This window comes from Mesorhizobium salmacidum (SeqCode), from assembly GCF_037179605.1.
GTDB classification, from domain to species: Bacteria; Pseudomonadota; Alphaproteobacteria; order Rhizobiales; family Rhizobiaceae; genus Mesorhizobium; species Mesorhizobium salmacidum.
In genome coordinates, this window is sequence record NZ_JAPYKS010000018.1 from 35,282 (window position 1) to 54,520 (window position 19,239).

The 19,239-nt window shown below is 62.0% G+C and carries 20 protein-coding genes, 1 tRNA gene and 2 pseudogenes; 14 read left to right on the forward strand and 9 right to left on the reverse strand.

Annotated elements, in window-relative coordinates; genetic code table 11:
* Positions 1-156 precede the first annotated feature (156 nt).
* The 5 genes and pseudogenes from O7A60_RS22700 (at position 157) to O7A60_RS22720 (ending at position 5,012) form a co-directional block, all read left to right on the forward strand.
* Entirely contained in the window at positions 157-2,121 is a 1,965-nt protein-coding gene (locus O7A60_RS22700; RefSeq protein ID WP_084636887.1) for an acyltransferase family protein, read from the forward strand.
* A gap of 77 nt (positions 2,122-2,198) precedes the next feature.
* Positions 2,199-2,666, forward strand: a complete 468-nt coding sequence (locus tag O7A60_RS22705) for a hypothetical protein (protein ID WP_337108086.1) — start codon at positions 2,199-2,201, stop codon at positions 2,664-2,666.
* Positions 2,667-3,239: 573 nt separating this feature from the next.
* Positions 3,240-3,548: pseudogene (locus O7A60_RS22710) on the forward strand (ferredoxin family protein).
* Positions 3,549-3,600: 52 nt separating this feature from the next.
* Positions 3,601-3,861 (forward strand): exopolysaccharide production repressor protein, encoded by a 261-nt coding sequence (locus O7A60_RS22715; protein ID WP_245262363.1) that lies wholly within the window; start codon positions 3,601-3,603, stop codon positions 3,859-3,861.
* A gap of 461 nt (positions 3,862-4,322) precedes the next feature.
* On the forward strand, positions 4,323-5,012 hold the full coding sequence (locus tag O7A60_RS22720; RefSeq protein WP_027146008.1) for a winged helix-turn-helix domain-containing protein: 690 nt from the start codon (positions 4,323-4,325) through the stop codon (positions 5,010-5,012).
* A 510-nt stretch (positions 5,013-5,522) separates the two neighbouring features.
* On the opposite strand, the gene hemN is transcribed toward O7A60_RS22720, so the two are convergent.
* On the reverse strand, positions 5,523-6,857 hold the full coding sequence (hemN, locus tag O7A60_RS22725) for an oxygen-independent coproporphyrinogen III oxidase (RefSeq protein WP_337108087.1): 1,335 nt from the start codon (positions 6,855-6,857) through the stop codon (positions 5,523-5,525).
* Positions 6,858-7,341: 484 nt separating this feature from the next.
* On the opposite strand from hemN, the gene O7A60_RS22730 reads away from it, so the two are divergent.
* On the forward strand, positions 7,342-7,590 hold the full coding sequence (locus O7A60_RS22730; protein WP_084636889.1) for a hypothetical protein: 249 nt from the start codon (positions 7,342-7,344) through the stop codon (positions 7,588-7,590).
* 318 nt (positions 7,591-7,908) lie between these two features.
* Here the strand turns inward: O7A60_RS22730 and O7A60_RS22735 are convergent, their stop codons facing one another.
* A complete protein-coding gene (locus O7A60_RS22735; RefSeq protein ID WP_027146012.1) occupies positions 7,909-8,310 on the reverse strand; it encodes a hypothetical protein in 402 nt (133 codons plus the stop codon).
* Between O7A60_RS22735 and O7A60_RS22740 the strand changes: the two are divergent.
* A pseudogene (locus O7A60_RS22740) lies at positions 8,212-8,595 on the forward strand (tyrosine-type recombinase/integrase); the annotation flags it as partial. The gene O7A60_RS22735 and the pseudogene O7A60_RS22740 overlap by 99 nt on opposite strands.
* 191 nt (positions 8,596-8,786) lie before the next feature.
* Here O7A60_RS22740 and O7A60_RS22745 read toward each other — a convergent pair.
* Positions 8,787-8,862: transfer RNA gene (locus O7A60_RS22745), tRNA-Ile, on the reverse strand.
* A gap of 134 nt (positions 8,863-8,996) precedes the next feature.
* Here O7A60_RS22745 and O7A60_RS22750 point away from each other — a divergent pair.
* Positions 8,997-9,707 carry an SIMPL domain-containing protein gene (locus tag O7A60_RS22750; protein ID WP_337108088.1) on the forward strand — a complete coding sequence of 237 codons (711 nt, stop codon included), beginning with the start codon at positions 8,997-8,999 and terminating at the stop codon, positions 9,705-9,707.
* 319 nt (positions 9,708-10,026) lie between these two features.
* Here the strand turns inward: O7A60_RS22750 and O7A60_RS22755 are convergent, their stop codons facing one another.
* Together O7A60_RS22755 and O7A60_RS22760 are read right to left on the reverse strand one after the other, a co-directional pair.
* On the reverse strand, positions 10,027-10,416 hold the full coding sequence (locus O7A60_RS22755) for a hypothetical protein (RefSeq protein ID WP_337108089.1): 390 nt from the start codon (positions 10,414-10,416) through the stop codon (positions 10,027-10,029).
* 148 nt (positions 10,417-10,564) lie between these two features.
* Positions 10,565-11,011: a YcgN family cysteine cluster protein gene (locus tag O7A60_RS22760; protein WP_027146015.1), complete on the reverse strand. Its 447-nt coding sequence runs from the start codon at positions 11,009-11,011 to the stop codon at positions 10,565-10,567.
* Between the two features lie 196 nt (positions 11,012-11,207).
* Between O7A60_RS22760 and O7A60_RS22765 the strand changes: the two genes are divergently transcribed.
* From O7A60_RS22765 to O7A60_RS22780, 4 genes are all read left to right on the forward strand, one after another.
* On the forward strand, positions 11,208-13,466 hold the full coding sequence (locus tag O7A60_RS22765; RefSeq protein WP_337108090.1) for an OmpA family protein: 2,259 nt from the start codon (positions 11,208-11,210) through the stop codon (positions 13,464-13,466).
* A gap of 290 nt (positions 13,467-13,756) precedes the next feature.
* The gene (locus O7A60_RS22770; RefSeq protein ID WP_337108091.1) at positions 13,757-13,921 is read left to right on the forward strand and encodes a hypothetical protein; all 165 of its coding nucleotides are present in this window, start codon (positions 13,757-13,759) and stop codon (positions 13,919-13,921) included.
* Position 13,922: 1 nt separating this feature from the next.
* Positions 13,923-14,156: a type II toxin-antitoxin system ParD family antitoxin gene (locus tag O7A60_RS22775; RefSeq protein ID WP_027145795.1), complete on the forward strand. Its 234-nt coding sequence runs from the start codon at positions 13,923-13,925 to the stop codon at positions 14,154-14,156.
* A complete protein-coding gene (locus tag O7A60_RS22780) occupies positions 14,156-14,449 on the forward strand; it encodes a type II toxin-antitoxin system RelE/ParE family toxin (protein ID WP_027145794.1) in 294 nt (97 codons plus the stop codon). Before O7A60_RS22775 ends, O7A60_RS22780 begins: the two co-directional genes overlap by 1 nt.
* On the opposite strand, the gene O7A60_RS22785 is transcribed toward O7A60_RS22780, so the two are convergent.
* From O7A60_RS22785 to O7A60_RS22795, 3 genes are all read right to left on the reverse strand, one after another.
* Complete coding sequence (locus O7A60_RS22785; protein WP_337108092.1) at positions 14,446-15,312, reverse strand: SDR family oxidoreductase; 867 nt, start codon at positions 15,310-15,312, stop codon at positions 14,446-14,448. The genes O7A60_RS22780 and O7A60_RS22785 overlap by 4 nt on opposite strands.
* A gap of 126 nt (positions 15,313-15,438) precedes the next feature.
* Positions 15,439-16,077, reverse strand: a complete 639-nt coding sequence (locus O7A60_RS22790) for a helix-turn-helix transcriptional regulator (protein WP_337108093.1) — start codon at positions 16,075-16,077, stop codon at positions 15,439-15,441.
* Between the two features lie 8 nt (positions 16,078-16,085).
* Positions 16,086-16,958, reverse strand: coding sequence for a S1C family serine protease (locus O7A60_RS22795; protein WP_337108094.1), 873 nt, complete (start codon positions 16,956-16,958; stop codon positions 16,086-16,088).
* Between the two features lie 225 nt (positions 16,959-17,183).
* Between O7A60_RS22795 and O7A60_RS22800 the strand changes: the two genes are divergently transcribed.
* Positions 17,184-18,134: a S1C family serine protease gene (locus O7A60_RS22800; protein WP_337108095.1), complete on the forward strand. Its 951-nt coding sequence runs from the start codon at positions 17,184-17,186 to the stop codon at positions 18,132-18,134.
* A gap of 9 nt (positions 18,135-18,143) precedes the next feature.
* Here O7A60_RS22800 and O7A60_RS22805 read toward each other — a convergent pair whose 3' ends face one another.
* Positions 18,144-18,569, reverse strand: coding sequence for a VOC family protein (locus O7A60_RS22805; protein ID WP_337108096.1), 426 nt, complete (start codon positions 18,567-18,569; stop codon positions 18,144-18,146).
* A gap of 66 nt (positions 18,570-18,635) precedes the next feature.
* Here O7A60_RS22805 and O7A60_RS22810 point away from each other — a divergent pair, with 66 nt between their 5' ends.
* On the forward strand, positions 18,636-19,229 hold the full coding sequence (locus O7A60_RS22810; protein ID WP_337108097.1) for a TetR/AcrR family transcriptional regulator: 594 nt from the start codon (positions 18,636-18,638) through the stop codon (positions 19,227-19,229).
* The last annotated feature ends 10 nt before the right edge of the window (positions 19,230-19,239 follow it).

The following is a 19,239-nucleotide window of genomic DNA, read 5'->3' on the forward strand; positions in this document are numbered from 1 at the left end:
GGCCAAGCGCCTCACCACCACATGCACTTAAGCAGCCGCCCGCGCCCAATGTTGGGCTCCTTGTCATTGTTTTGCCAATGAATGGTCTGTCTCTGACAGTCAAGTCCAACGGATGATCGGGACGCGATATTCCGATCTTCATTTCCAGGAAGCCAGATGTATACCATACAGCAGCCGCCAGTTACTCAAGATAGATCAATAACTAGTCCATCCTCTACGCAACAATATTTCCGAACGGATATCCAGGCCTTGCGGGCTCTTGCTGTCTTGCTGGTCGTCTTCTATCATGCGCGGCTTGGACCGTTCGCCGCGGGCTATCTTGGCGTTGACGTTTTCTTCGTGATTTCGGGCTTCCTGATCACCGGCCTCATCAGGACGCAGCTTGAGCAATCGCGGTTTAGTTTCTGGGAATTCTATTATCGGCGTGCCAAGCGCCTGTTGCCGGCAGCCTATGCCGTGATTGCGCTGACGACAATTGCTGCCCCTTTCTTCCTGTCCGAGGTGGGCCTGCGGGAGTTCCGCAGCCAGGTTCTCGGGGCGCTAACATTTACCGCCAATATCGCTCTCTGGCTTCAGTCAGGTTATTTCGCCGGGGCAGCCGAAACCAAGCCTCTCCTTCATGTTTGGTCGCTTGCTGTCGAAGAGCAGTATTATCTGCTGTTACCTGCCTTCCTGGTTTTGATTCCCAAGAAGTGGTGGCTGGGAGGAGTTAGTTCGCTCCTCGTTGCAAGCTGGGCTCTATGTCTCTATCTGGCCTCGCGCGATCCATCGGCTGCGTTTTATCTTCTGCCGACCCGATTTTGGGAACTCGCCATCGGTTCATTGGGGGCTTTGCTACCCACAATCCCTATCGTGGCTGCCCAGCTTCCGAAACTGCGTCTCCCGGCGCTGACACTTCTCCTCTTTATTCCCAGCCTGCCTATCGGTTACCAGCACCCGGTCGTGGATACGGCCTTGGTTTGCTGGGCAACCTTGATCCTCCTGCTTGCGCCCAGCGCGGACAACGTGGTGGTTCGAGGCATGGCAAAAATAGGGGACGTGTCGTACTCGCTCTATCTGATCCATTGGCCCGTTCTTGTCTATGTGCGCACAGCTTGGCTGGGCGAGCCTCCTGCTCTTGCGATCTATGCGGGACTTTGTTCGTCATTTGTTGCGAGCTGGGCTCTTCACCGATACGTGGAGGAGCCGTTCAGGCGGGGATTCCACACCTCATGTCTACGACTGACCTCCGGGCTCGTTGCAGCATCGTTACTCCTCGGCATCTGGCCCTCAGTCGCAATCAAGAGCAACGTTGATTTCGACAAGATCCGGCAGATCAATTATGGTTTGGGAAGAGCATGTGATTTCAGGCCCGGATTGCCTCCTCAGGAAATCCCCAAGGACTGCCAGACGACAGACAGGCCCGAATTGCTGGTTTGGGGCGATTCATTTGCCATGGCGCTGGTACCCGGCTTGGCCAAAACAGTCGGGGGAGCCGGACTGGCTCAGCTCACGATGAGCGCGTGCCCCCCAGCCATCGGAGTGGCTAGCTTCATCAAAGGGCTCGTACCGTCTCCCTATGCACGCGCGGCCGAAGACTGCAGTCAATTCAATGAAAGTGTTTTGGGCATTTTGAAAACTCGGCCGGAGATAAAGACCGTTGCCATCTCAAGCTCGTTTGACATCGCTGCCTATCTAAAGACGGATACGCCCACGGAGCGTGAAACTTCTTTAGCTGTAGCCGTTGAGGGCATTAAGGCTCTCGTCGAAGCCGTCCGCGGCTTGGGAAAGCGAGTTGTTGTTGTTGCTCCACCCCCAGTCGGAACCTTCGATATCGGCGAATGCCTTGAACGAAAGGCCCGGGGCAGTGTCCTGTTCGGGCGCCATAGTGGCTGCAATATAGATCTCAGCGAATACCGCCGGTTCCGAGGTCTCACTCTCGAGTTCCTGAACCAAGTGGCGTCCAAGGCTGACGTATCAGTTATCTCTTACCACGACTTCCTCTGCGACGACACAACATGCAGAACTGAAATAGATGGCAAATTCCTCTACCGAGACAGCGGTCACCTTTCCTATGAAGGTTCAGAAATTATCGCTCGCCAGACAAGACTTGCTGAGAGGGTGATCGGGGCTGCTCGTTAGGGACTATATCAGGAGTGACAGCGATCTGCGCTGTGGCAAAGCGAGTCGGAAATCAGATCGTACGATGGAGGCCGAACATGCCTGTTGCAGCACACCGATCGGCTATCCGGTCCGATCTTGGTGCAATTTTCGTGTCATGGACCTGTCACGCGCGAAAATGGCTGATCACTTGGCTGTCGCCCGGTGGCGGCGCGAAGATGGCGAACCACGTTGCGGCGGCTCGCCACATCGCAAGCGTGCTGGCGCGATTTGCCGAGCTGAGCGGTCGAGGCGCGGACCGGAACCGGATGGGGCTCACCGTCTCCAGAAGCCGACTCGACGGCTTTTGGGAGCACGGAGTGCTAACCGAGAGGATCGAAAGCCATGTCGTCGATCCGCCACCTCCCGTCGGCGAACGGGCGAAGACCGACTGGATCTACGGTGAGGCGCGGTTGCGCGTGTTGCTGACCTATAAGCCAGGTAAGCCACTCGAATTTGCGATTGTCCATGCGCCCACGCCGGTAGAGGCGGGCGACGGCCGGGCTCACGGAAGCGCAACGTGTTGATGCAAACGTAGATAGCCATGTCAACCGGAACAAGGGGCTCTGTTCGGCCAGGCGGTCGCCGGCTGCGGGCCGTAGCCGCGTGGGCGTTGTTCGTCGCAAGCGGAATGTCGGTGCTGAGAACAGCGCCCGTATGTAAGTTGGATCCGGCTCGCAGATCGACCCGCGTCATGCGTTCGAGGCTATGAACACCGTGAACCCGGAATGAAAGAATCCCCTGACAGGCAAGCAGTGTTGGCTCTTCGCATGTGAGCGCCTTTCAGGTCGTTTCTCGGGGCGCCCCCGTTTACCGCGATTCCTTTGATATTCGTCAGCTTCTCGAAAGCTAGCCGCCCTAGACAATGTGCCCAAGACGGGGCGCTGGCCTATTGAAGCCGTGGATCTGAACGCAGCCGATGCGACTGAGATCGCAGACGTGGCTATTTTTCGGCGTCCCTTGAAGACTTGCACGGCCTTGCCGAGGACCTCCGCGGTCGGCTGGCGCAAGATAAGGGCTGTCACCGGGAAAACGTTCGACGTTTTGCTGAGTTGGCAGGGGCTCCAAAAGAGAGAACCTCGCTGCGTGGAGAATTTACGATGACCAGCCCGTTTGTTGCCCGCGACGGCTCCAGATGGATGTCCGATTATCCGACCGCTTTCGATGGCACGATCTGCATCGCCGCGGCCGATGCTCGCGGCCTGCTCGCGGAGTCATGCCTTTTTATGGCGTCGATGACGCGGGTGAAATCCTCGGCATTTGTGACGACGAGGACTTCGAAGGCGAGCTCAATCGCATGATCACGGTCATCGACCATGCCGGCCGCCGCATCGGCTGCGGAGCCTGGGCTCGACGTCTGTGCGAAGAATTGCCAGACCCATGTTGCGGCCGAACACCGCGCAGCATGACTGACGGAAATCCAGGAGAACGTCAGTGCCCATGAGAATGTTTTGCCACGTTATGGCGTTGGTCCTGCCCGCCAACGCTCTCATTGTTTACCTCGTCTCGCATTCCATCCGAGCGGCAATCGTCAAGACGCTAACCTGCGCGCCGCTTTTCGAGGCAGGATATTTCGCAAGCGTGCTCTTTCTGATCTGGCGGTCTGGCTGGCTTGGGAGCGCTGCCCAAAACGCTAATCATTTCGATGGCTGCCAACAAGTTCGGCGCCAGCGAGCACTGAACCTTCCTCTTCACAGCATCGGCGTGCGATTTGCCACGTGACGGCCAAGAAGATGATGGCGGGTTCCCTTTGGAACACGACCCTTTGAACACTTGTGGATAGCAGTTTCAGCTCAGCCACGCACAGCCGGAGAGAACATGCTACGAGAGTTCCAACGTCAGCAGCTCGCCTTTCGCTTCGTCCTCATCGCCGGTCGAGGGGCCTTTGCCGAGTTAAAGGGACGCTCCTGCCGCCTGCATTCGCAGCCGCCAACGGAAGAAAGTGCGTGCTCGCGGCCTGTGGCTACAATCGGCGGGTATCATCCATCCTCTATCCCAAGCGAAGCCCGCAGCAGGCCGAGCCATGCCCGAAATCCACCAAGAGGGTGGCCGGAGGCTCTGCAACGCCGGCCAATGCGTTGGAAGGATAGGCGGACATTGCGCACCTCCAGTTCACAAAATGCTCCACACCTCAACAGCGCCAACAGCGCTATCCGTGCCAAGCCTCTTCGATAGGATGCGAAATGCGAACGCTACTCGTTGATCATCATGCAAAGCTTGCTCAGGTGATGCAAGCAGCGCTCTTGGACTACGGTTTCACCGTTGATGTGGTGCCTACTCTCGAGGAGGCGTCAGTAGCATTTGGTTTTGCGCGCTATGAATTTCTCCTGCTAGAGTTAGCCCTGCCGGACGGATGTGCGTTAGGCTGGTTGAAGCGGTTGAGGCGCGAAGGGCATTCTATTCCCGCCATCATCATGAGCAGCCTCGATGATCGAGATACGCGTATAGCGATCTTTAACGGGGGCGCGGACGATTTCTTGCCTAAGCCTGTCTCGACTGATGAGCTCATTGCCCGAATACGAGCCGTTCTGCGGCGATCAAGGCAGGAGGCCGACTCCGACGTTACGTTTGGCAATCTCACATTCGATCCAATCGGCCGCCAGGTCTCGGTCGGTGGTCAGCCTCTAAAGATCCCGCGACGCGAACTGTGCATTCTTGAGCATCTGCTCACCCGCGCTGGTCGCACTTCACAGCGCGAGCTCCTGCTGGGCAGTCTCTATGCCTTCGACGACGAAGTGACGAGCAATGCACTTGACGTCGGAATCTATCGCTTACGCGCGCTTTTAGGCGCGTCCGGTGCGACGCTACTTATCAGGACGGTACGGGGCATCGGTTATGCTCTTGAACTGAATGAGAGGGCGCCGAAACCGTAGTTGGTAAGCTCGCGTCTGACAGGCCGAGATCAGCATTAGGATCAGAAAGGAGGCGCTGGACGCCTGTCAGCTGCGCCGGGAAACCGGTTTGGCAAAACCAGCCGAAACCTCTCGAATGGCTCGCCACGCGGAAGCGCCCTCCGCGATCGCCGGCTTGTGAACGTTGATGTCGCCGCAGCCAGAGACAACCTGCAGCGGCCGCAGCTGTGCCACCCTCTGCTGCGGCGGATGAAATTTGATCAGATACAGATCTCCAACAAAGCATGTGAACCGGTGCAAAATTGGGGTGGGAGTCCTGCGTAGGCGCCCATCGAGATTCTCAATGGCGACTGAATGACGATCTCGCCCGCTCTTCCACCCGCCATACCATCGTGTTCTTCGACGCGCAAAGAGGGTCAATTTCTCGTCGGCTGGATGAGCTCACACTTAGTCTAGCTACCTCCCAGTGGTGATCTGTATCAATCAGGACAAGCTGTGATGCCCTTGTGGCTGCTCCCCACCTTGACCGGTCTAACAGGGTGGGCGATGTCGATAAGTGTCGAATGCGGCGGCAACAGCCCGAGTCACAAAGCGGTGCTCCTGCCTGACGCGGATGCACCCCCTTTTGATATCCACTATTCCGTCCTTGGCGAGCATGGCCAGCCCTTCAGCTGAATTGAGAAGAGGGATCGGGTCAAACCCGTGGGCGGCACAGATTGCTGGCACATCGGCCTCCAGATCACACATCAGCCTCTCGATGATGGCGGCCCGGACACGGTCTTCGCCGGTGAGTCGGCAGCCCTTTGCTGTCGCCAGGCTGCCAGCTCTGATGTTGCGGCTATAGGTTCGGGTTGCAACTTCATTCTGGACATAACCATCTCCGAGACGGCCAATGGCCGACGCACCGAAGCCGATCACGGTTTCGGGGGTGTCGGCTGAGTAACCCAGCGAGTTACGCCGCAAGCGACCGGCTTGCTGCACCAGCGTGAGCTGGTCGTCCGGCAAGGCGAAGTGGTCAAGTCCGATCTGGCGGTAGCCGGCTGTAACCAATGTCTCGGCCACAGCCGCGGCTTGTTCGGCGCGCGCAGCGATGTCCGGCAGCGCGGCCTCTTCGATCAGGCGCTGGTTTTTTCTGGAGATCGGGACATGCGCGTAGCCGAACACCGCAAGTCGGTCGGGGCGCAGGGCGACCGCCGCGGCTGCGGTCTGCACACAGGACTGCACGGTCTGATTGGGGAGACCATAGACAAGGTCGACATTAACGCAGTTTATGCCGTGCTGGCGCAGGCTCTCTAGCGTAGCTTTCGTCTGCGCTTCAGTTTGGACCCGATTAATCGCATTTTGAACAAGGGGATCGAAGCTCTGCACGCCGAGGCTCGCCCGGGTCACGCCGGCTGTCCCTAAGGCTTCCGCCATTTCCCCCGTGAATGTGCGCGGGTCGATCTCGATGGCGATCGTAGCCGTTTTCCTGAACGCGAAACGATGGCGCAGGAGTTCCATCAGGGCCAGGAATCCCGCAGGTCCGATCAGGGTCGGCGTTCCGCCGCCGAAGTGCACGTCGCTGACGGGTAGCGCCTGTGGCGCTTGCTCCGCGACCAAACGGATCTCTTCCCGCAAAACCGTCAGATAGTCGAGGATCGGCGCATCCCGGCGAGTGGCCGTGGTAGGGAAGCCGCAATACCAGCAAAGCGATCGGCAGAACGGAATATGGAGATAGAGCGACACGGGCTCTTTAGCCGGCAGGCGCCTCAGCCATTCCTCACAAGCCTTGGCGCCGACCGATGCTGAGAAATGCGGAGCAGCGGGATAGATGGTGTACCAGGGCGGGCCAGCCTCGGCGTATTTTGCCACAATTGAGCTCTGCAACGGTCGCTGTTCCTTCCTCAGATAGCATTATCGTGGCAGCTGGGCCCTCCGACGTCTTTGCGCTATGTCAATGGGTTTGGCTTAGCCGGACTGAAGGCGATCTCGGTGCCTCCGTGGCAGTCCTCTTCGCAGGCCGCAAACCGCCGTTTGCTGCCTTGGCCGAAGCCGAGGTGAAGCCTTAGTCGACAAGACCTCAGCCAGTCACAACGGAGCCAATTGAGCGAGCCGGGACTGATTACCAGCAGACGGCTCTGCTCAACCGCAGCAACGAATCCTGAACTGGCAAGTCGTTGGATGGGGGGAAAGGCGGTAGCGCTCTCTCGACTCGAACCCCCGAACTCACACGACCATCCTATTTATACGTCCTGACCGCAATTTACCGCACAGCTTGATCGGCACCCTTTCGACGGTGATTAATACAATCTAGATCCTGATCTCGGAACGGAAATCCGCCCACAGGTGGACACATACCGGGGCAGAGGTCATGAAAAGCGACACCCTCTCCTATCCTCCTCGCGGTCTCTCACGCGAAGAAGCCGCCCGATATGTTGGCGTGGGCATAACCAAATTCGACCAAATGGTTGCTGATCGCCGCATGCCGAAGCCGAAGAAAGTTGACGGCCGCGTGATTTGGGATCGGCTCAAACTCGAAGCGGCCTTTGGCGATCTGCCGGGAGACGATGAAGAGAATATCGTCGACTTCCTGTTGCAAGGGAATCATCGCAGGGAATAGATTCATTCTACCATGACCGACAAATATCCCGGCCTCTCCTCCTACACCGACCGACATGGCAAAGTTCGCTGGCGCTATCGCACGAAGGAGCGTGTGGTTAGTCTGCCAGCTCCCAATCAGCCGGGATTCAAGGAGGCCTACCAAGCAGCGGTCGAAGGCCGGAAGATTCCCAAGGCTCCTGTCGTCCTTCTGCCCGGAGCGGCCCTGCCCTACACATTCGGAGCGGCCTTTCAACGGTTGAAGATCTCAGTCAAGTGGTTGGCGCTTGACGAAGCCAGCAAGGGCAAGAACACGCGGCTGATCGAAGAATTTCTAGAACTACGAGTGGTCCCTGATCACCCGCTCATGTGGCGGGATGTAGCGGTTAAGAACCTTAGACGTATCCATATTGAAGAGCTTCTTGGCCGCTTCATCGCCACGCCCCATAAGGCCAAGCACCTGCTGGTGGGCATACGCAAGCTGGTCTATGTCGCCCTGCGGCAAGATTGGATCGAAATCGATCCGACTGCGGCGGTCGAATGGCGGCCCGCCTATGCCGGTTGGAAAGCCTGGTCGCGCGAAGCGATGGCGCAATTCGAAAACCGTTGGCAGCTCGGCACCGCAGCACGCACTTGCTACGGTTTGGCGCTTTGGCTCGGCAACCGCCGCGGCGACGTCGCGGGCCTGCGCTGGGATCAGCGGGTCACCCGCAGTGTCTTGATCGATGGTGTCGAGCGTCATCTCGACGGGTTTGATATCGTTCAGGCCAAGAACAAGGGACGAACAGGTGGCAAACGGCTTTTCGTGCCGATCACACCGATGCTGTCTGAGATCCTTGATGCAGCCGACAGGCGCGGCGAGACCGTTCTGGTCAACGGCTATGGTGAGCCCTTCTCCGCCAAATCACTGACTGGGATGATGGCGCATTGGTGCAAGCTTGCCGGTCTTCCGAAGGGTCTGACCCTACATGGTCTGAGGAAGTCGCTCGGTGTTTATCTGGCGGAGGCCGAGGCCTCAACCAGACAGCTCATGGACGTACTAGGGCACGACGATATCGATCATGCGGAGCTCTATTCGCGCGAGGCATCGCAGGTACGGCTGGCGGTCCAGGGGATGGATCGAGTCGTGCGTCTCGTGACCCGCAAACCACTACTTGGCGAACCTTTTGGCGAACCTGTTGGCGAACCTACCTGTAAGTCATTGATAAATAACGATAATGGTGGGCCCGGAGGGACTCGAACCCCCAACCAAGCGGTTATGAGCCGCCGGCTCTAACCATTGAGCTACAGGCCCCACGCGGGCTGGATTAATGTTTTTCGCATCGCGGCACAAGGCTTTACCGGCGGGCTTTCGCAGATCGCCCAAATCAACCCATAATCGCGCTCTACGCGACCCCTGCGACCTGATCGCAGACCAAGGAGATTTTCATGACCAGACATCTTTTGCCCTTCGCGCTCGCCGCTGCAATCGCTTTTCCGGCGATGGCTGGAGCCACCGATCTGCCGACGCCGCCCCGCATCATCGTGTCCGGCGAAGGCGAAGCAACCGTGGCGCCCGATCTGGCGATCCTGACGCTCAGCGTCATGCGCGAAGCCAAGACGGCGCGCGCCGCACTCGACGCCAACAATGACGCCATGGCCGCCGTGATCGCCGCGATGAAGGCCGCCGGCATCAAGGATCGCGACCTGCAGACAGCGGGCATCCAGATTAACCCCCGCTACAACTACACCAACAAGCCGGACGGCAACCAGGACGCCGAACTCGTCGCCTACCAGGTGACCAACACGCTCTCGGTGCGGGTGCGAGACGTCGACAAGACAGGCGAGATCCTCGACAAGGCGGTGTCGCTCGGCGTCAACCAGGGCGGCGGCATTGCCTTCACCAATGACAATCCGGTGGCCACCGTCACCGAGGCGCGCAAGAAGGCGGTCGCCGACGCCGAGGCCAAGGCCAAGACGCTGGCCCAGGCGGCGGGTGTCAGTCTCGGCCGGGTGCTTGAGATCACGGATCAGAACATCAGGCCGGCGCCGATGCCGATCAACGCCAAGGCGTTCGACGCGGCGGCCGGCGCGACGCCGGTGCAGACCGGCGAGAATTCCTACAATGTCCAGGTCACCGTTACCTTCGAACTGAAGTAACCGGCTGAGTCGATGGCCGGTCCTGCCGGCCATCGGTCACCCCTTGGCACGCACGAAAAACCCCGCGGGATCGCTCCCGCGAGGTTTTGTCGAGCCGCACCCGTCCGATAGACAGGGGACCTGCTACTCCAGGCTGATCTTCGCAGAAGATCATACCCCAGACCGACCATCGCAGATGGCGTGTCCAGACCGACCATCGCAGATGGCGTGTCCAGACCGACCATCTAGAGGGTCTCCCGGCTAATCCTCGCAGAGGATTATGCCGCTGCTAATCCTCGCAGAGGATTATGCCGCTACCAATCTGCGGAAGATCATGTCTTCAGCGATAGATGACCGGGCAGCCACGTTCGTTGGCGAACACGACGACGATGCGGTCGCCGTACTGACGGCCCATCACCTTGACCACGCGGCGGTTGACATCGACGATGCGGACACGATGCAGCCCCATGCGCTCGGCCTTGTCGAGGGCGCGGTCCGGCGAGCAGCCGCGGCGCCAATCGTCGCGGCGCCAATCATCACGGCGCTCGTCGTCGCGGCGCTCGTCCCGGCGGTGGCGATAGCCGTCATCATCGCCGGTATAGACGCCGAAGCGCGGGTCGTTGTTGTTGCCGAAACCGAGATAGAGGCTGTCGGCGTGGGCGGGGATGGCCGCCAGCGTGCCGAGGCCGACCAGAGCCGAAAGCGCTGCCGTCTTGATGGTGGTGTACATGGTTCTCTCTCCTTGTTGCGGGCTCGCGCCCGGCCTCGTGAAACCGATGGCGGGAGAATGCACTGGCCTGTCTGAACTATTTACGAACTCGCTGTTCATCCGCGGTTCATGTGATGCGGCGGGCAAAGCGCCGGCCCCTCTGCGCGCGTCAGGGTTCGTCGTCGAGCATGTAGTCGAAATAGTCTTCCGGTTCGGCAAGGTCGGTCTCGCTCGCCTTGACCCGGCCGCGCATCGAGATGCCGGCCTCATGCACGGTTTCGGCACTGCCCGAGACCAACCGGTGCCACCAGTAAAGGTCGTGGCCCTCGGCCACCAACCGGTAGGCGCAGGTGCTCGGCAGCCAACTGATGGTGCGCACATTCTGCGGCGTCAGGCCGACGCAATCGGGAACACGCGCCAGCCGGTTGGCATAGTCGGCACAGCGGCAGCTTTCTGCGTCGAACAGCCGGCAGCCGACGCTGGTCCAGTAGATTTCGCCGGTGTCCTCGTCCTCGAGCTTCGACAGACAGCACTTGCCGCAGCCGTCGCAGAGCGATTCCCACTCCGTGGGGCTCATCGCTTCCAGCGTCTTGGTCTTCCAGAACGGCGTTTCCATTTCCGGCATGTGGCCCCAGCCGCTGCCAAGGTCAAGCGCGACAACAGCCGGAATAGGGCGGAACCCGGCCGAATGACATGAAGTTGCCTTTAAAAGGCCGGCCAATAGCCCTGTACGCCCCCTAACCATGGGCAACTGGAACCAATTTCGTCAAAAGCGGTTTCGGCAAGGATGGGACCCCACAAGGAGAATTTCGATGAAACGCCAACCACGGATTCTGGCAGGCACAGCCCTTGGCCTGTTGATGGCATCCGCGCCGTTAGGCGCGTCCCCGCTTCAGGGGACAGCCGCGTTCGGCCCCATGCAAAGCGGGGGGACACCGCTGATCATCCTGGCGCAGGACACGCCCACTGACCAGGGGCAGAGCGACGAGGAACAGCTCCGCAAGAAGAAGCGCGAGCAGAAACAGCAGACGGAATCCGCCCCGGCCGCCCAGCAGTCCGCTCCCGCGGCCGAGGATCAGCAGCCACGCAGGAAGAAGCGCGACCAGCAGCAGACCGAGCAGGCTCCCGCCGGCGAGGCGGCGCCCGCCACCGACGAGCAGCAGCCGCGCAGGAAGAAGCGCGACCAGCAGCAGCAGCAGACCGAGCAGGCTCCCGCCGGCCAGGCTGCACCCGCCACCGACGAGCAGCAGCCGCGCAGGAAAAAGCGCGACCAGCAGCAGCAGCAGACCGAGCAGGCTCCGGCTGGCCAGGCTGCACCCGCCACCGACGAGCAGCAGCCGCGCAGGAAAAAGCGCGGCCAGCAGCAGCAGACCGAGCAGGCTCCGGCTGGCCAGGCAGCGCCCGCCACCGACGAGCAGCAGCCGCGCAGGAAAAAGCGCGACCAGCAGCAGCAGACCGAGCAGGCTCCCGCCGGCGAGGCGGCCCCTGCCAACGACAACCAGCCGACCAAGCCCGGCAGGAAACCCAAGCAGGATCAGCAGAAAGAGGCACCGGCCGCCGTGCCGGAGACCGCCCCGACACCGAAGCAGGCTCCTGCCGGCGAAGCGACGCCGAAGGTTGAACCGGCCCCGGCCGGCGAGCAGCCTCCCGCCCAGGGCGAACAGTCCCAGGACAAGACGAAGAAGCACGGCAGGAAACCGGCTGGCGAACAGCCTGCGACCGGCGAGCAGCCTGCGAACGGCGAACAGCCGCAGACCGGCAAACAGCCCGCCACCGGCGAACAGCCGGCGACCGGAGAGCAGCCCGCTACCGGTCGACAAGCCGCGCCTGTCCAGGGCGAAAACCCGGTTCAGGGCGAAGCACCCGCCGACAAGAACGCCGCCCCTATCCTCGACAGCCAGAAGGATGCCAGGCGCAAGGGTCGCGTCGAGAATGGCCAGGGTGGCCGGACGCCCGCCAACCAGCCCGCCAACCAGAATGGCGAAGAACAGAATGGTGGGCAGCAAAATGGTGGCCAAAATGCCCAGCAGGGCGGTGACCAGGGCCGCAAGCCGGTAGTGGCGCCGGTGGATCAGGGTCCGCCCCCAACCGACGACAGGGCCGCCCAGGAGGCGATCAAGCCCGAAAAGATCGTGCCGGTGACGCAAGAGCAGGGCAAGCGCCTCGAGCGCGCGCCTGACGAGGACATCCGTGAGCGCCGCCGGCCCAAGGGCGTCGACGTGCTCAAGGAGATCGGTGACCGGGTCATCGTCCAGTTCAACAACCAGACGTTCGTCCAGAGCAATGACCGCCCGCGCCTGACCCGCGGCGCCAAGGATGTCTACTACGAGGACCTGCCGCAGGGCCGCACGCGCGAGACGGTCGAGCGCGACAATGGCTTCCGGATCGTCACCATCCGCAACCGCTACGGCGACATCCTGCAGCGGTCGCGCATCGCGCCCGACGGTCGCGAATATGTGCTGAGCTATGTCGACGAGCGCAGCTACCAGGACGAAGAGGACTGGCGCGATCCCGGCGATGACCTGCCGCCCATGCGGCTGACCATCCCGCGCCGGGATTACATTCTCGATTCCGAGGATGTCGAAAGCGACGACGACTACTATACCTTCCTCGAACAGCCGCCGGTGGAGAAGGTGCAGCGCCTCTATTCGATCAACGAGGTCAAACGTTCGGCCCGCGTGCGTGACATTGCCCGGCGCATCGACCTCGACACGCTGAACTTCGAATTCGGCTCCTCTTCGATCTCCGACACCGAGGTGCAGAAGCTCCAGGGTGTCGCCGACGCCATGGAGAAGCTGTTGAAGAAGAACCCGGCGGAGACCTTCCTGATCGAAGGCCATACCGATGCCGTCGGAACGCCGGAGGCGAACCTTGCCTTGTCGGATCGCCGTGCCGAAGCGGTTGCGGAAGCGCTGACCAATGCCTTCGGCATCCCGGCCGAGAACCTGACGACACAGGGCTATGGCGAGGAGTATCTGAAGGTCGACACCTCGGCGCCCAACCGCGAGAATCGGCGTGTCGCCATCCGCCGCATCACCCCTCTGGTGGCGCCGGTGGCGAGCAACAATTGACCGGCCTTTCCAGCGGCTTGCAGTAATTTCTGGAATCAGGCCGGCAACAAGGTCCCATCCCGGTCAACCGGGATGGGCTGGAACCTGGGCAGCAGGACCGGGTCAACAAGAATTGTACAGCCGTTAGAGCCAACTCATTGAATCACTGGGCTTCCCACCCCAGATTCTTGTTTGGGCGTTCCCTGCCCCGTCCCGACTCCAGCGGGACGCAATGAGCCCCGCCGGCCCTCACCGGCGGGGTTTTTTGCTTCAGATCCATCTTGCTATGGGTCTGTTCGACGGACCAGTTGATGCGACTAGCCACCCATCTCGCCTTCGTCGTCTCAGCGCTGGTGCCGGCCTATATGGACCGGCTGATGGGCCTGAGCAAAGGCAAGAAAGACGAGATTCTAAACGTTCCCGATGCTTGTCAGGTTTCCGGGAAATTGATACCATCTATTGGTATCGGAGAGTGATATGCCAAAGAATACGTCTATCGTGCTAGGCGATCAGTATGACGCGTTTATCCAGAGGCAGATCGTAAACGGTCGCTTCGGCTCCGCAAGTGAAGCCGTTCGCGCGGGGCTGCGCCTTCTGGAAGAACAAGAGTTGAAACTCGAGCAGCTTCGAGCCGCTATCGATGACGGAGACATGTCAGGCGATCCCGAGCCATTCGACATTGAGGCTTTTATCGAGTCTAAGAAACGCTGATGAAGCGAACCATCCGATTTTCGCCAAAAGCGAAGGGAGATCTGGATGACATATGGGACCATTCGTTGAACGAATGGGGAGCAGAGCGAGCGGAAGCCTACGTCCGTACCATTCACGCTGTGATTGATCTGGTTGACCAGTTTCCGACGATCGCGAGAAGCGCCTCGACGGTCCGTCTAGGCTTACTGAAATATGCCGCCGGGTCTCATGTTGTGTTTTTTCGGATCGGCCACGAATCCATCACCGTCGTGCGCATATTGCATCAACGCATGGACTACCCAAGACATCTTTAGAAAGCTGTCCTGATCTTGGTGCCCGAATTCGCAAACACCTCATCCGGCACAAAGAAATCTCCCGCCAACGGCCCGGTCGCGCCTGGCGCAAAGACCGAGAAATCGCTGACACCCTCGGCGCGCAGCACCTCCTCGTCGATGTAGAAATTGCCCGTCGCCTCGCGCGACGGCCGCATGAAGATCGCATGCGCGGCATTGGCCATGATGTCTGGCGACCGGCTCATCGCCGCCACCGTCGCCCCACCCAGTAGATTGCGCACCGCCGCCGTGTCGATGGTCGAGATCGGCCACAGCGAATTGACGGCGATGCCGTCCTTGGCGAATTCCGCGCTCATGCCCAGCGTGCACATCGACATGCCGAACTTGGCCATGGTGTAGGCGACGTGGTTCTTGAACCATTTGGCCTTCATGTCGAGCGGCGGCGCCAGATTCAGGATGTGAGGGTTTTTAGCCAACTTCAGGTGCGGGATGCACATTTTGGAGACGAGGAAGGTGCCGCGCGTGTTGATCTGATGCATCAGGTCGTAGCGCTTCATGTCGGTTTCCAGCGTGCCGGTGAGCTGGATGGCGCTGGCATTGTTGACGCAGATATCGATGCCGCCGAATTTTTCGACGGTTCTGGCGACCGCCTCGGCGACCTGCCCTTCCTCGCGGATGTCGCACAGCACCGGCAGCGCCTTGCCGCCCGCCTGCTCGATCTCTTGCGCCGCGCTGTAGATCGTGCCCGGCAGCTTGGGATGCGGCTCTGCGGTCTTGGCCGCGATCGTCACATTGGCGCCGTCACGCGCGGCGCGCAGCGCGATCGCCAGCCCGATGCCGCGCGACCCGCCGGAGATGAACAGCGTCTTTCCCTTGAGCGACATTTTCCGCGCCTCCCTCGTACGTGACCGGCGCAATCCTTGCGCGGCGCGAGACCGTAGCGCAAGACCCGACACATCTGGATAAGGCTTACGCAACGTAGGCCAGGGGTGGGACGATAGGAACAGAGCTTAGACCAGCACCAGCCCCTGTCGCATGGCAATGGCGATGGCGTCGGTACGATTGGCGGCGCCGAGCTTGATCAGGATCGCGGCGACGTGGAACTTCGCCGTATGCACGGAAATGTTGAGCCGCCGCGCGATCACCTTGTTGGGCGCGCCTTCGGCGAGCAGCGCCAGCACTTCCGCCTCGCGTGGCGACAGCGCCGGCCGGGCGGCGTGCTCGTCCAGAACTTCATCCTCGAACGGCTCGCCATCGCCGGCGTGGAAATCCTCACGGCGTCCGGGCGCGCGGCCATTGCCCGATATGCTGTAGCCAGCGGCGGCCAACCGCGCCGCCGCGGCGATCAGCAGGTCGTCCGCGCCGGCGGGCATGACGGCAGACACTTCGCCGGCAGGCCGCTCGCCGCCGGCGCGCACCGAGAGCAGCACCCGTGGCACCGAGGCCGGCACGGCATCACCGCTCCTGTCGTCGACGATCGCGACATCGGCCCTGCCGCCGCCAACGACCACCGGCAACAGGTCGTCGCTGGCGGCAAGCGAGGCGGCCAGGCGCTCGGCGCGCCCGGCATCGCCAAGCGCGATCAGCACCACCAGCCGCCGCGAAGCCGCACGGTCGGTCCCGATCCGGTCGCTGGCGAGTGTTTCCATCATTCCTCTCAGCTCAGCGGCTTTTCGCCGATGGTCAGCACGACGTCGCGCTGTTCGCCGCCCCGCACGACACCCAACGTCACCGAAGCACCGGCACTGTCAGGCCCGAGCCGGCGGATCAGGTCGCGCGGACCATGCACGGCCTCGCCGTTCCACGCCACGATGATGTCGCCGAGCGAGAGGCCGGCGGCCTTGGCCGGGCCATTGTCGTCGAGGCTCATCACCATTGCGCCATATGCGTCGCGATCACGCACCGGATGCAGGCCAGCGCCGAGATAGCCGCGTGCGACATGGCCCTTTTCGCGCAGCGTGGCCACCGCGCGTTCGATCGTCTCGTGGGGCATGACCAGCGCACGGCCCCGCGGCCCGAACAACAGCATGCCGATCAGGGCGCCCTTGGCGTCGAGCACCGGCCCGCCCTCGAAGCGGCCGCCGGCGCCGACGGCCAGGTTGATGCGCCGGTCGATGGTGCCGCCGCGCATCGAGCGCCAGGCCGGCCCGACTTCGCCGACCGAGCCGGACACGGCCAGTGCTGAACCCTGGCTGCTGCCGATGGCAATGGCGATGTTGCCCGGCCGAACGGCATCGGCCCTGGCAAGGACAGGCGCGTTCGCCGCATCGGCGGGCTTCAGCAGGGCGACGCCCGTCGAAGGATCGGGGCCGATGAGTTCGGTCTTCACCGTCGCGCCGGAGGCCAGCGTCAGCTCGATTTCCTCGCCGGCCTCGACGGCTTCCTCGGCGGTGACGAAATAGCCGTCGCGCCAATGGAAGGCGCTGGCCGTGCGGTGGTGATGGGTGGCGAAGCTCGCCGTCGCCGGCGCGGCTTCCGCTGCCAGATCGGCGATGGCGTCTGAAAACGCGCTCAAATTGAAGTCGCTCATAAGGGTCTCCTGGGTTTCTTGCATGTCCCAGATATCGCTCGACGGCGCGTTTGCGGGTACTCGCCTGACGGCTAGTTACGGGTTTGACTGGCCATCTGGTCAGGTCGCGGCGGTTCGGGCCGCTCCGCACATATAGTGCGTGTCGCGCAAAAGTGCTCACCGGTTTGGGACAACGACACGCATGTAACAGACGCATCGTTGTGCCTGAAAACACGGAGCCCGCTCATGGCCCTCGCCGCCCCCAAAATCCAATCCGATGACACCTTGCTCGACGCCTATTCCGAAACAGTAGCGGACGCTGTCGACCGCATCGGCCCGGCCGTCTGCCGCATCGAGCGCATCGGCGGCCCGGGCGGCCATGGGTCGGGCTTCGTCATCGCGCCGGATGGGCTGGTCGTCACCAATTTCCATGTCGTGGGTGACGCCAGAACCGTGCGCGTCTCGATGCCGGACGGCGCCTCCAGCGAGGGCCGCGTGCTCGGCCGCGATCCCGACACCGACATCGCCTTGGTGCGCGCCGATGGCAGCTTCGCCGATGTGGCGCCGCTCGGCGATTCCAAGCGGCTGCGGCGCGGCCAGATCGCGATTGCCATCGGCAATCCGCTGGGCTTCGAATGGACGGTCACCTCGGGCGTGGTCTCGGCGCTCGGCCGCTCGATGCGCGCCTCGACCGGCAGGCTGATCGACGACGTCATCCAGACCGACGCCGCGCTCAACCCCGGCAATTCCGGTGGGCCGCTGGTGTCGTCGGCGGGTGAAGTGATCGGCGTCAACACCGCCATGATCCACGGCGCGCAAGGCATTGCCTTCGCCGTCGCCTCCAACACCGCCAGGTTCGTCATCTCCGAGATCATCCGCTTCGGCCGCGTGCGCCGCGCCTTCATCGGCGTCTCCGCCGACACCGTAAACCTGCCGCGCCGCGCGGCGCTGTTGTCGCAGGTGTCGACCAGCACGGCGGTACGCCTGCGCAGCGTCGAGAAGGACGGCCCGGCGGCCAAGGCAGGTCTCAAGGAAGGCGACATCATCGCCGCCATCGACGGGCGCCCGGTGACGGGCGTCGACGATCTCGTGCGCATGCTCGACGCCGAGCGCATCGGCCGCGAGACGCTGTGCACCGTGGTACGCCGCACCGGCGTCAGCCAGGTGGCGGTGACGCCGGTGGCAAGGGCGAGCTGAGCCCGCCGCTCACACTCCCGCCGCGCCGTCGGCATACTGTGCCAGGAACTCCTCGCTGGGCGGGATCGGCTTGATGACGTCGATCAGCACGCCGTTGGGATCCTTGGTGATGAAGTGGCGCTGGCCGAAGGGCTCGTCGCGCAGCGTGCGCAGGATCGGCAAACCGGCGGCGGTGATCCGTTCGTAGACTGCGTCAGGATCGGGGACCTCGAAATTGATCAGCAGGCTCGAGGTCCGCCCCCGCCCCTCCTCAGGGATCGTCTCGTGGTCGCCCTGGACGATGCCTAGGTTGACCCTGCGGTTGTCCACCGATTGGAGGTGCACGTACCAGTCGCTCGTAAACAGCGGCTGGAAGCCGAAATGCTCGACATAGAAGGCGGCCGTGCCGGCGACCTCGCCGGTCATCAGCACCGGGTAGTAGCTCGTCGTCTTCATCTTTCCTTCTTCCGTCAATTAACATACAGTTTGCATGTAAATCGAATTAACATACAGGCTGCATGTATGCAACAGGAATCCGGGCGCCGCTCGAACCGCGACCGCACCGAGGCGACACGCGCCGACCTGATCGCGGCGGCGCGCAAACTGTTTACGGAAAGATCTTATGCCGAGACCGGCACGCCGGAGATCGTTGCCGCCGCAGGCGTGACGCGCGGCGCGCTCTATCACCACTTTGCCGACAAGCAGGCACTTTTCGCCGCCGTGGTTGAACAGGAAGCGGCGGCTGTGGCGCGGGAGATCGACCGCGCCTCCCCGCCTTCGCTCAGCGCCCGCGATGCGTTGATTGCCGGTTCCGATGCCTATCTCACGGCCATGCGCGCGCCCGGTCGCACGCGGCTCTTGCTGCTCGACGGCCCGGCCGTGCTCGGCCGCACCGCCATGGACGCCATCGATAACCGCCACGGCAACCGCTCGCTGCGTGAAGGCCTTGTCGCGGCCATGCGGGCGCGATCGATGACAAAGCTGCCGGCGGCGGCGCTGACGGCGCTGCTCGGTTCTGCTTTCGACCGCGCTGCGCTCGCCATCGAGGCGGGCGCATCAGCCGAGGACTACCGCGCCGTCCTGACGGCGCTGATAGACGGACTGTCCCGCGCCTGATGCAGGTCGC

What these genes read in the sequence shown, in the direction of transcription:
- O7A60_RS22700 (WP_084636887.1), top strand. Translation starts at nt 157, where the DNA reads ATGTATACCATACAGCAGCCGCCAGTTACTCAAGATAGATCAATAACT.
- O7A60_RS22705 (WP_337108086.1), top strand. Translation starts at nt 2,199, where the DNA reads ATGCCTGTTGCAGCACACCGATCGGCTATCCGGTCCGATCTTGGTGCA.
- O7A60_RS22715 (WP_245262363.1), top strand. Translation starts at nt 3,601, where the DNA reads ATGGCGTTGGTCCTGCCCGCCAACGCTCTCATTGTTTACCTCGTCTCG.
- O7A60_RS22720 (WP_027146008.1), top strand. Translation starts at nt 4,323, where the DNA reads ATGCGAACGCTACTCGTTGATCATCATGCAAAGCTTGCTCAGGTGATG.
- O7A60_RS22730 (WP_084636889.1), top strand. Translation starts at nt 7,342, where the DNA reads ATGAAAAGCGACACCCTCTCCTATCCTCCTCGCGGTCTCTCACGCGAA.
- O7A60_RS22735 (WP_027146012.1), bottom strand. Translation starts at nt 8,310, where the DNA reads ATGACGCTCGACACCATCGATCAAGACACTGCGGGTGACCCGCTGATC.
- O7A60_RS22750 (WP_337108088.1), top strand. Translation starts at nt 8,997, where the DNA reads ATGACCAGACATCTTTTGCCCTTCGCGCTCGCCGCTGCAATCGCTTTT.
- O7A60_RS22755 (WP_337108089.1), bottom strand. Translation starts at nt 10,416, where the DNA reads ATGTACACCACCATCAAGACGGCAGCGCTTTCGGCTCTGGTCGGCCTC.
- O7A60_RS22760 (WP_027146015.1), bottom strand. Translation starts at nt 11,011, where the DNA reads ATGGAAACGCCGTTCTGGAAGACCAAGACGCTGGAAGCGATGAGCCCC.
- O7A60_RS22765 (WP_337108090.1), top strand. Translation starts at nt 11,208, where the DNA reads ATGAAACGCCAACCACGGATTCTGGCAGGCACAGCCCTTGGCCTGTTG.
- O7A60_RS22770 (WP_337108091.1), top strand. Translation starts at nt 13,757, where the DNA reads ATGCGACTAGCCACCCATCTCGCCTTCGTCGTCTCAGCGCTGGTGCCG.
- O7A60_RS22775 (WP_027145795.1), top strand. Translation starts at nt 13,923, where the DNA reads ATGCCAAAGAATACGTCTATCGTGCTAGGCGATCAGTATGACGCGTTT.
- O7A60_RS22780 (WP_027145794.1), top strand. Translation starts at nt 14,156, where the DNA reads ATGAAGCGAACCATCCGATTTTCGCCAAAAGCGAAGGGAGATCTGGAT.
- O7A60_RS22785 (WP_337108092.1), bottom strand. Translation starts at nt 15,312, where the DNA reads ATGTCGCTCAAGGGAAAGACGCTGTTCATCTCCGGCGGGTCGCGCGGC.
- O7A60_RS22790 (WP_337108093.1), bottom strand. Translation starts at nt 16,077, where the DNA reads ATGGAAACACTCGCCAGCGACCGGATCGGGACCGACCGTGCGGCTTCG.
- O7A60_RS22795 (WP_337108094.1), bottom strand. Translation starts at nt 16,958, where the DNA reads ATGAGCGACTTCAATTTGAGCGCGTTTTCAGACGCCATCGCCGATCTG.
- O7A60_RS22800 (WP_337108095.1), top strand. Translation starts at nt 17,184, where the DNA reads ATGGCCCTCGCCGCCCCCAAAATCCAATCCGATGACACCTTGCTCGAC.
- O7A60_RS22805 (WP_337108096.1), bottom strand. Translation starts at nt 18,569, where the DNA reads ATGAAGACGACGAGCTACTACCCGGTGCTGATGACCGGCGAGGTCGCC.
- O7A60_RS22810 (WP_337108097.1), top strand. Translation starts at nt 18,636, where the DNA reads ATGCAACAGGAATCCGGGCGCCGCTCGAACCGCGACCGCACCGAGGCG.